This window comes from Streptomyces sp. SID14478 (assembly GCF_010548525.1).
Lineage (GTDB): Bacteria > Actinomycetota > Actinomycetes > Streptomycetales > Streptomycetaceae > Streptomyces.
Map to the genome: position 1 here is coordinate 1 of NZ_JAAGMG010000200.1, position 10,579 is coordinate 10,579.

Below are 10,579 nucleotides of genomic sequence, written 5' to 3' on the forward strand. Positions count from 1 at the left end.
GGCCCCGGCGCGCAGGATCAGCGCGTGCCCCGGGGGGATGCGGCGCACGCCCTGGTACGGCGTCGAGTCGTGCACCGCCTCCGGGACGTCGGGCGCGGCGAGCAGCGCCGCCAGGTGGCCCACGTCGAGGTTGGCCTCGATGAGGTCCGCGAGGGGCAGGGCGGCGGTGGCGTACGCCGTGCCGCCCGCCCAGGGCGTGTAGAAGACCGGGCGGGCGCCCGCCAGGTCACCGATGACCGTGACGCGGCGGCCCGTCCGGACGACGGCGGTGTAACTGCCGGGCCAGTTGGTGAGGTGGCGCAGGGCGCCGCCGCGCGCGGCGAAGAGCCCGACGCGCAGCTGTTCGTCGGAGGCGCCGCACACGCCGAGGACCGCGATCCGCGTCTGGTCGTCGGCCTTCACGATGCGCACCTCGTCGGGGCGCCAGTCGCCGACCGCCCACAGGGGATCCGGGTCGCCCCACAGGAGTTGGGAGCCGACCGGGTGTACGGTTTCGCCCTCCGTTCCCATGGCGCCCGCGGACGCGAAGGCAACGGGCCCAGCGGCGGTACTGCTCCATCCCACCAACCACCGCATCGCCGCCTCCACAACCTGTGGACAACCAAGGTGTCCCCATGCTGCCACGAAGGAGGCGTCGAGGAAGGGGCAAGTGGGGAGTGGGAAATGGCGTGCGCTCCCCTGAATGCGCCCCTTTTGAGCCGTAGTTGAACCGTGGCACCACCACGGCAAGGTGGGACGACGGGGGCGAGATTCGGCCAAATCGACCGCTGTTGGCCGGAGCCGAACACCGCGCTTCGGCCACAGCGCGCAACGCACAGTCCGGGAGGCGCACTCCGCCTCCCGGACCGGTCCGCCGCCCGCGGGGATGTAGGCGGCGGTGTCCCCCAGCCCACTGGATCCAGTACAGCGGGCCGACCCACGCAGGTTCCATGGAAGCGCTCCCCCCATGTCCGGGTAAGAGCGCACGCACGGGCGCACGGCGCCACACCCGGAGCACACGGTCACGGGGCGTGGCCTGGGCCGTACTTCCGTACGGACAACAATCTCGCCATCCGGAACTACGACACTTAACGCTTGGGATCCGGCGAACTACGCTGGGTGTACGAATGCCGCGCGGTTATGCCAGTCCGACAGGGCAGGCGTGCTGCCGGAGCGGCAGCCGTCTGTGTCGAGGGGTGGCGCATGTCCAGGGAGCTACGCGGGCCGAACGAGAAACTCGGCGCCGTTCTCGCCCTCGCGGGAATCAGCAACGCAGGACTCGCACGCCGCGTCAACGACCTTGGCGCACAACGCGGGTTGACACTTCGCTATGACAAAACGTCGGTGGCGCGATGGGTGTCCAAGGGCATGGTGCCGCAGGGCGCCGCGCCGCACCTGATCGCCGCCGCCATCGGGCAGAAGCTCGGCCGGCCCGTGCCGCTGCACGAGATCGGCCTGGCCGACGCGGATCCGGCGCCCGAGGTGGGCCTCGCCTTCCCGCGCGACGTGCGGGCGGCGGTCAAGGCGGCCACCGAGCTCTACCGGCTCGACCTGGCCGGGCGCCGGGCGGGCGGCGGCATCTGGCAGTCCCTGGCCGGTTCCTTCGCGGTCAGCGCGTACGCGACACCCGCGTCGAGGTGGCTGATAACCCCGGCCGACTCCTCGGTCGCGCGGGAAGCGCACACCACGGACGAGGGCGCACCCCAGAAGGTCGGCCACAGCGACGTACTGAAGCTGCGCGAGGCGGCGGAGGACGCGCGGCGGTGGGACTCCAAGTACGGGGGCGGCGACTGGCGTTCGTCGATGGTGCCGGAATGTCTGCGGGTCGACGCGGCGCCGCTGCTGCTCGGCTCCTACTCGGACGACGTGGGGCGCTCCTTGTTCGGCGCATCGGCCGAACTGACGCGTCTCGCCGGGTGGATGGCGTTCGACACGGGCCAGCAGGAGGCGGCGCAGCGGTACTACATCCAGGCGCTGCGTCTCGCGCGGGCGGCCGCTGACGTGCCGCTCGGCGGTTACGTCCTCGCATCCATGTCGCTGCAGGCCACGTACCGCGGGTTCGGGGACGAAGGGGTCGACCTGGCGCAGGCGGCGCTGGAGCGCAACCGGAGCCTGGCGACCGCCCGCACCATGAGCTTCTTCCGGCTCGTCGAGGCACGCGCGCACGCGCGCGCCGGTGACGCACAGGCCGCCGGGGCCGCGCTGCGGGCCGCCGAGGGCTGGCTGGAGCGGGCCAGGGACGGCGACAGCGACCCTTCCTGGCTCGGCTTCTACTCCTACGACCGCTTCGCCGCGGACGCCGCCGAGTGCTACCGGGACCTGAAGGCGCCGCGCCAGGTCCGGCGCTTCACGGAGCAGGCGCTGTCCAGGCCGACCGAGGAGTTCGTACGCTCCCACGGGCTGCGGCTCGTGGTGTCGGCGGTGGCCGAGCTGGAGTCCGGGAACCTGGACGCCGCGTGCGAGCAGGGGACCCGGGCGCTCGAGGTCGCGGGCCGGATCTCCTCCGCGCGGACCACGGAGTACGTGAAGGACCTGCTGCACCGGCTGGAGCCGTACGGCGACGAGCCGCGCGTGGTCGAACTGCGGGAGCGGGCCAGGCCCCTGCTGATGGCTCCGGCATAGCCGTGCCCCCGTCCCGCATGGATTGTCAGTGCTGTCGGGCAAGATGCAGGGCATGGAGGTGAGGCCAGGTGGGGACGGCTGCGTATGACGGGGACGTGCTGGTGGTCGGAGGCGGCATCGTCGGGCTGGCGACGGCCCATGCCGTCTCGCGAGCCGCGCCGGGCACGCGCGTCGTCGTCCTGGAGAAGGAGCCGGGCCCGGCCCGGCACCAGACGGGCCGCAACAGCGGGGTGATCCACAGCGGGATCTACTACCGCCCCGATTCGCTCAAGGCGCGCTTCGCCCTGCGCGGGTCGGCCGAGATGGTCAAGTTCTGTGCGGAGTACGGGATCAGGCACGCGGTCACCGGCAAGCTCATCGTCGCGACCGAGCGGGACGAGCTGCCGCGGCTGCACGCGCTGGTGCAGCGCGGCAGGGAGCACGGCATTGCGGTGCGCGAGCTGGGACCCACCCAGATCCAGGAGTACGAGCCCGAGGTCCGGGGCCTGGCCGCCATCCATGTCGCGACCACCGGCATCGCCGACTACCGGGCCGTCGCCGTGCAGCTCGCCGAGGCGTCCGGCGCCGAGATCCGCTACGACGCGGACGTGGTACGGATCGACCGGCGTGCCGCGCGGGGCGTCGCCGTACGGACCAGCACCGGGGACGTCGTCCGCGGCAAGGTCCTGGTCAACTGCGCGGGGCTGCACTGCGACCGGATCGCCCGGCTCGCCGGTGACGATCCGGGGATGCGCATCGTGCCGTTCCGCGGCGAGTACTTCGACCTGGCCCGGCCCGACCTGGTACGCGGCCTCGTGTACCCGGTGCCGGACCCGGCGTTCCCCTTCCTCGGGGTGCATCTGACCCGCGGCATCGAGGGCAGCGTCCATGTCGGGCCCAATGCCGTGCCTGCCCTGGCCCGCGAGGGCTACGACTGGGGCGTCGTACGGCCCCGGGAGCTGGCCGGGACGTTGGCCTGGCCGGGGTCGTGGCGGATAGCGCGGCGGCATTGGCGTTACGGGGCGGGCGAGTTGCGGCGCTCCGCATCCAAGCGGGCGTTCACCGAAGCGGTGCGGCGGCTGGTGCCCGCGGTGACCTCCGGGGATCTGCGGGTGGCGCCTGCCGGGGTGCGGGCGCAGGCGGTGCTGCGGGACGGGACGCTGGTCGACGACTTCCTGATCCGTGAGGGGGCCCGCACGGTGCATGTGCTGAACGCGCCGTCGCCCGCGGCCACGGCCTCCCTCCCCATCGGCCGGGAGGTAGCCCGCCGGGCCCTGTCCGCCCTCGCCTCGACGTAACCCTCCCGGGCTACCTGTCTCCGGCTCCGCGCTGGCCTGCGGCCCTGCCCGTAACGGTGCCCCGGCGCCTGTCCGACCCGCTCTTTACGGTCACCCGGCGCCTGGCTCCGGCTCCGCGCTGGCCTGCGGCCCTACTCGTGACGGTGACCCGGCGCTGGGGTGCCGCCTTGCCCACCCTGCCGCCCCAGGCGGCAGACTGCCCAAGGCGGGGGCAGCCGCCCCCGCCGGCGTTCAGCCGCCCGGCACCACCCCCACCGGAGGGTGAGCCGATCCGGTAGCCCCACCGGGGGTTGGTCGCTCTTCGACAGGAGGGGCCGTGTCGGGGTGCCCCCGCAGGACACCGCAGGAACCCAGCTCCGGATGCCGCGCCGTAGGCGCCCAGGTGGCGTGGAGACCAATCCGGCCGAGGAGGTACCCCGGCGCGGCCCCGCACCCCGAGCCACACGGAAAGCGCACACCAGCCCGGGATCACCTCCCCGGTGGCGTGGAGACCGGCCCGGACGGGAAAACCCCCCGCACCCCGTAAAATCACCCTCACTGTGTCTGAGTCCAAAACCCCCCACGCGCGCCCCAACGAGCCCCGGTTCCCCGATGGCCCCAAGCCCGACCCGGCCGGCTCGCACTTCGAGCGCCGCATCCGCAGCTTCCAGCCCCGCCGCAGCCGCGTCACGACCTCCCAGGCCGACGCGCTGCAACGGCTGTGGCCCCAGTGGGGCCTGGACATCGACGGGCAGCGCGTCCTCGACCTCGCCGCACTCTTCCCCGGCCTGGACCGGATCGTCCTGGAGATCGGCTTCGGCATGGGCGAGGCCACGGCACAGATGGCCGCGGAGGACCCGCACACCGGCATCCTCGCCGTCGACGTGCACACCCCCGGCCAGGGCAACCTGCTGGGCCTCGCCGAACGCGGCGGCATGACCAACGTCCGGGTGGCCAACGGCGACGCGATCATCCTGCTGCGCGAGATGCTCCCCGAGAACAGCCTCGACGGGCTGCGCGTCTACTTCCCCGACCCCTGGCCCAAGGCACGCCACCACAAGCGCCGCCTGCTCCAGCCGGAGTTCCTCGACCTCGTCGCGGGCCCGCTCAAGCCGGGCGCGCTCGTGCACTGCGCGACGGACTGGGAGGAGTACGCCGAGCAGATGCTCGACGTCCTCACCGCCCACCCCGCCTACGAGAACACGCAGCCGGACGGCGGCTGGGCGCCCCGCCCCGAATTCCGCCCCCTGACCCGCTTCGAGGGCCAGGGCCTGGACAAGGGCCACGTGGTGCACGACCTCCTGTTCCGCCGCCGCTGACCCGACCACGGCCCCGGCCCCGGCCCCGGCCCCGGCCCCGGCCCCGGCCCCGGCCGAACCCGACGACGCCCCAGGCTGGACCCAACCGCGGCCCAGCCTGACCCGACCACGGCCAGGCGGTACGCCCGTCGGCGAGGGAGGCCCCGTCGCGGCGCACGAGGGAGGCCCCGTCGCGGCGCTCCGCATCCCTCGTTAGGGTCAATGAGTGGCCTCGTACCCCACTTATCCACCGCACCAGGATCACGCCCACGGCCCACAGCCGCACGGCGCGGTCCCGCACCCGCGATGGTGGGAGCGCAAGGGCGTACGGGCCACGGCTCTGGCCACCCTGCTCGCGCTGTCCGGCGCCGTCATCCTGGCGCTGGTGCGGGAGCAGACCGGCACGGAGGGGTTCCTGGTCGGGCTCGGCCTCGCGGTGCTGCCCGTCCCCCTGCTCATATCCGCGTTCCGCTGGCTGGACCGGGTGCAGCCCGGGCCCTGGCGGAACATGGTCTTCTCGTTCGCGTGGGGGGCGTGCGCGGCGGCGCTCATAGCGATCGTCGCGAACAGTTTCGCGACCCGGTGGATCGAGACCGCGACCGCCGACCCGACCAGCGCCGACACCCTCGGCGCCACGGTCATAGCGCCGATCGTCGAGGAGTCCGCGAAGGCGGCGGCGGTGCTGCTCGTCTTCCTGTTCCGCAGACGGGACTTCACCGGTGTCGTCGACGGGGTCGTCGTCGCCGGTGTCACGGCGACCGGCTTCGCGTTCACCGAGAACATCCTCTACCTCGGGAACGCCTTCGGCACCGACCAGTTGTCGGGCACGGGCCCGGGCTTCACCTCGGTGACGGCGGCGACGTTCTTCGTGCGCATCATCATGTCGCCGTTCGCGCACCCGCTGTTCACGGTGCTCACCGGCATCGGCTTCGGTGTCGCCGCGGTCATGACGCCCGACCGGGCCCGCGTCCGCCGCGTCCTGCTGCCGGTCGCGGGCCTGTTGTCCGCGATGGGCATGCACGCCTTCTGGAACGGCTCGTCGTCCTTCGGCGAGTACGGGTTCTTCGCGGTCTACGCGGCGTTCATGGTGCCGGTGTTCGGCCTGCTGACCTGGCTGTCGATCCATCTCCGCAGCCGCGAACTGCGCACTATACGCGCCGAATTGCCGGTGTACGTCGCCGCGGGCTGGCTCGCGCCGCCCGACCCGTTCGCCCTGGGCTCGCTCAAGGCGCGCCGTCTCGCGCGGGAGTACGCCGCGCACTACGGCGGCAAGGAGGCGGCCGCGGCGGTCACCGAGTACGAGGCGTACGCGACGTCGCTTGCGGTGCTGCGCCACCGCGGCCACAAGGGCAGGGCCGGCGCCGATTTCGCCACCCGGGAACGGGAGCTGCTCGACGCGCTGTGGGAGCGCCGCGGCCATGCGCGCCCCGCGCTGGCCTACGCCTCCCGGGCCGCGGCCCCGATGTGGCTGTCACCGGTGGCGTACGCGGGCCCGCCGATGCCACCGGGACCCACGTACAACCCGTACCGCTCCTGAGAAAAGCCCCCGCGAAAGCCTTGCGCGACAGCCCCGAGCGGCAGCCCCAAACAGAGCAGCCCCGAACGGCAGCCCCGAACAGAATCGCTAGGCGGAAGCCGCGGTCAGCCGCGCGATCTCCGCGTCGGTCAGCTCCAGCTCCGCCACCGCGAGCAGCGCCGGCAGCTGCTCGACCGTGCGCGCGGACGCGATCGGCGCCGTCACGGTGGGCTGCGCGGCGAGCCAGGCGAGGGCGACCGTGGCGACCTCGGCGCCGTGGGCCTCGGCGACCTCGTCGAGGGCGGCAAGGACCTTCCGGCCGCGCTCGGTCTCCAGGTGCTTGCCGGCGCCGTTCGCGGCGCGCTGTCCGTCGACGGCGACGCCGGGCCGGTACTTGCCGGTCAGGAAGCCGGAGGCGAGCGCGAAGTACGGGACGACACCCAGCCCGGCGCGCGAGGCGACGTCCTGCCGGGCGCCCTCGAACGTGTCGCGCGAGACGAGGTTGTAGTGCGGCTGCAGGGCGACGTAGCGCGCCAGTCCCTCGCGGTCGGAGAAGTCGAGGGACTCCTGGAGGCGCTCGGGCGAGATGTTCGACGCGGCGATGTTGCGCACCTTGCCCGCCTTCACCAGCTCGTCGAGCGTGCCGATGATCTCGTCGACCGGGATCGTCTCGTCGTCGTCGAAGTGCGTGTAGTACAGGTCGATGTAATCGGTGCCCAGACGCTGCAGGGAGGCGTCGGCGGCGGCCTTGATGTTGGCGGCGCGCAGGCCGCGGAAGTCGGGGTGGCGGGCGACCTTGGTGGCGATGACGACGTCGTCGCGGTTGCCGCGGGCCTTGACCCACTTGCCGATGATGGTCTCCGACTCACCGCCCTGATTGCCTTCGATCCAGGCCGAGTACGAGTCCGCGGTGTCGATGAAGTTGCCGCCGCCGGCGGTGTACGCGTCGAGCACCGCGAAGGAGGCGGCCTCGTCCGCGGTCCAGCCGAAGACGTTGCCGCCGAGGGAGAGCGGGAAGACCTCCAGATCGGAGGAGCCGAGCTTGCGCAGGGAAGAAGAAGTCATGCCCAGTTTCAACACCCTTACGGAACACGGTATTCCGTAGACACGCGTACACACGCACACGCACACGCACCCGCACCCGCACCCGCACCCGCACCCGCAAAAGCACACGCACACGCAAAACCGGCAGCCCTGACGTCGGGGGGTTGCCGCCAGGACCGCCGGTGTTCACAGGAGCCGATGACTCACAGGGTCAACGCCTCAAAGCCGGCGCCCATCACCAGCTCAAGGAGTAAGACCCTTGCCCCGCAGCCACACCGCGGGGTCGATCCCGGTGGCGTCCCCGCCGGGGTGGACCTCCAGGTGGAGGTGCGGCCCGGTGACGTTCCCGGTGGCGCCGACGCGGCCGATGACGTCACCGGTGCTGACCTTCTGGCCGGCGCTGACGTTGAGCGAGGACTGGTGGCAGAACCACAGTTCGGTGCCGTCGTCGAGGGTGATGATCGTGCGGTAGCCGTACGCGCCCGCCCAGCCGGCCTCGGTGACGGTGCCGGAGTGGACGGCATAGATCGGGGTACCCGTGGAAGCGGCGAAGTCCAGGCCCGTGTGATAGCCGGAGGACCACATGGAGCCGGGCTGACCGAAGGTGCCGGTGATCGTGTACGAGGCGACGGGAAGCTTGAAGCTCTTGGCGAGCTTGGCGAGGCGCTCGGCCTCGGCCTTCTTCTTGGCCTCCGCCTCCGCCTTCTTCTTCTCGGCGGCGGCCTTGGCCTTCGCCGCGTCCTGCTTCTCGGCGGCTTCCTCGGCGGCCTTCTTGGCGGCGGCCTCCTCGGCCGCGGCTCTGGCCTTGGCCTCGGCGGCGCTCTCCTGCGTCTCGGCCTGCTGCATGATGCGGGCGCGCAGCGCCTCGCCCGCGCCCTCCTGCCCGTTGCCCACACTGGTGAGCGGGGCGGCGGCCGCCGCGGCCGCACCGGAGTCGGCGTCGGAGCCGTCGGATATGAGCGCGCCCACGCCGGGCAGCGACTTGGCCTCGGGCAGCGAGTCCTTGACCGCCGAGAGGTCGGGCATGGAGATCTGGACCGGGGGCTTGCCGCCCTGCGCGGTGGCGATGCCGCCCGCGCCGACGGCGGCGATCACGCCGACGCCGAGGACCGTGGAGCTGCGCGCGAGTCCGCCGCGCTGCCGGGACACGCGGTGCCTGCCGCGGACGGGACGGACGGAGTCCTCGGTGGGATTCCACTCCTCCCAGGTCTCCTGCTCGACGCCGTCTTCGGCGGAGCCGTAGGAGAACTCGGGGGCAGGACGGTTCGACGCCACGGGGGCGCTCTCCTTTCCTTCCTTCTCGCCTACCGGGTTAGCTGACGGGTTCGGAGCAGGAAGGTCTCCTACGGACGTGGAACACGTCCGATTCACCCCAAGTTGGTGGTTCCCCGGCTCCCTTGCGGGATTAGGCGCGTGCGCGCGGAGCCATCTCTTGTGACGGCTGGGACAACCGCGCTGCGTTATCGAACGTTAATAGACAGCCGACAGTAATTCCAAGCCGTTCCCACTGATCGTTCACGTCCTTGGCCTGGACTTAGCGCATCAAGACCGGGCAGAGCGGGTCCACTTGACCGGCCGTCCTCGCGGGCCGCGTTTCTGACGATGCGTCAATTGTTATGCGGAGAGTCACGGCCGGCGCACGGCGAGCAGCGCCATGTCGTCCGTGGCCCCGCCGCCGGTGTGCTGCCGTACTTCCTCGGCCAGCGTCGCGAGGAGTTCCTCGGGCCCGGGGAAGATGCGTCCGAAGAGCCGGGCCGCGGGATCGTAGAAGACGCCCCTCGCGTCCCGCGCCTCGGAGAGCCCGTCGGTGTACAGCAGCAGCGTCGCCCCGGCCGGGAAGGGCGCCTCGGTGGACCGGTCCGGCCAGGCACCCAGTTCGCCGAGGCCGAGCGGCAGTGCCGCCTCCTCGGGCCGGACCAGGCGGGCCGTGCCGTCGTCGAACAGCACGATCGGCTCGGGGTGGCCGCGGTTGAGGACCCGGACGACGCCGTCCGGGCCGCTGCCGTGCGGGATCTCGGCGAGGACGGCGGTGGTGAAGCCCTCGAAGTCGTCGATGCCCCGGCGCCGGCCGCCCTCCCGGGCCAGGGCCCGCTCCAGGCGCTGGGCGACCGCCTCCAGGCTGTTCTCCTGTTCGGCGGCCTCCCGGAAGGCGCCGATGACCACGGCGACGGCGGCGACCGCGCCCATGCCCTTGCCCCGGACGTCCCCGACGACGAGCCGCACGCCGTGCGGGGTGTCCTGCACCGCGTACAGGTCGCCGCCGATGAACGCCCCGGCCTGCGCCGCCTCGTACCGGGCCGCGATGGCGAGCCCCCCGATCCGCCCGGCCGGCTGGGGCAGCACCGCGTACTGGGCCGCCTCCGCGATCTGGCGTGCGGAGGCGAGCTGCTCGTCGCTGCGGCGCACCAGCCGGTTGATGAAGCAGGCCAGGACGCAGACGGTGGCCACGGTGACCATCTCGGTGATGACGTCCGTGTGGAAGGCGTGGCTGTATCTCAGGTGCACGGCGGCGATCGCGCCGATCGAGCAGACGCCGGTGAGGACCGTGCTGCCCAGGGAGAAGAAAGGGGCGGCGACCAGGGGCGCCGCGCTGAACAGGGGTGCGCCGGAGAACCCCGACGGGGTGCAGTACTCGTAGAGCGCCCCGCCGAGGATCAGCAGTGCGGGCAGCGCCCTGAGGAAGGCACGGGTGCGGCTGGTCTCCGCCGCGCGCACGTGCCGTCCTCCTCGCTGCCCCACCGCTCGTCTCCTGACAGGTCCGCGCCCGATGTCCGGCGTCTCACCAAGGGTTCCCGGGGCGGGGGCGCGGAGCGACCATTACTGGGCCATGCGGGTGAGGGAGCCGGGGCCCCGCTCGGCCAGGC

At 72.5% G+C, this 10,579-nt stretch carries 7 protein-coding genes, 1 pseudogene and 1 riboswitch; of the genes and pseudogenes, 4 read left to right on the top strand and 4 right to left on the bottom strand.

Translation table 11 applies throughout. The features are described 5' to 3' along the window. Nucleotides 1-576, bottom strand: a pseudogene (locus tag G3I40_RS07290) (asparagine synthase); the annotation flags it as partial. A gap of 606 nt (nt 577-1,182) precedes the next feature. Here G3I40_RS07290 and G3I40_RS07295 point away from each other — a divergent pair. The 4 genes from G3I40_RS07295 to G3I40_RS07310 all read left to right on the top strand — a co-directional run bounded on the left by G3I40_RS07295 (nt 1,183) and on the right by G3I40_RS07310 (nt 6,692). After that, a complete protein-coding gene (locus G3I40_RS07295) occupies nt 1,183-2,601 on the top strand; it encodes an MFS transporter (RefSeq protein ID WP_164301337.1) in 1,419 nt (472 codons plus the stop codon). A gap of 95 nt (nt 2,602-2,696) precedes the next feature. Further along, on the top strand, nt 2,697-3,878 hold the full coding sequence (gene lhgO, locus G3I40_RS07300; RefSeq protein ID WP_343244848.1) for an L-2-hydroxyglutarate oxidase: 1,182 nt from the start codon (nt 2,697-2,699) through the stop codon (nt 3,876-3,878). Nucleotides 3,879-4,417: 539 nt separating this feature from the next. After that, a complete protein-coding gene (gene trmB, locus G3I40_RS07305) occupies nt 4,418-5,176 on the top strand; it encodes a tRNA (guanosine(46)-N7)-methyltransferase TrmB (RefSeq protein WP_343244849.1) in 759 nt (252 codons plus the stop codon). Between the two features lie 205 nt (nt 5,177-5,381). Then, a complete protein-coding gene (locus G3I40_RS07310) occupies nt 5,382-6,692 on the top strand; it encodes a PrsW family intramembrane metalloprotease (RefSeq protein WP_164301339.1) in 1,311 nt (436 codons plus the stop codon). 87 nt (nt 6,693-6,779) lie between these two features. Here the strand turns inward: G3I40_RS07310 and G3I40_RS07315 are convergent, their stop codons facing one another. The 3 genes from G3I40_RS07315 to G3I40_RS07325 all read right to left on the bottom strand — a co-directional run bounded on the left by G3I40_RS07315 (nt 6,780) and on the right by G3I40_RS07325 (nt 10,430). Next, a complete protein-coding gene (locus G3I40_RS07315; RefSeq protein ID WP_164301340.1) occupies nt 6,780-7,736 on the bottom strand; it encodes an aldo/keto reductase in 957 nt (318 codons plus the stop codon). 222 nt (nt 7,737-7,958) lie between these two features. After that, the gene (locus G3I40_RS07320; protein ID WP_164301341.1) at nt 7,959-8,990 is read right to left on the bottom strand and encodes a M23 family metallopeptidase; all 1,032 of its coding nucleotides are present in this window, start codon (nt 8,988-8,990) and stop codon (nt 7,959-7,961) included. 11 nt (nt 8,991-9,001) lie between these two features. Further along, nucleotides 9,002-9,137, bottom strand: a riboswitch (cyclic di-AMP (ydaO/yuaA leader). 204 nt (nt 9,138-9,341) lie between these two features. Then, nucleotides 9,342-10,430, bottom strand: coding sequence for a PP2C family protein-serine/threonine phosphatase (locus G3I40_RS07325; protein WP_343244850.1), 1,089 nt, complete (start codon nt 10,428-10,430; stop codon nt 9,342-9,344). Nucleotides 10,431-10,579 lie beyond the last annotated feature (149 nt).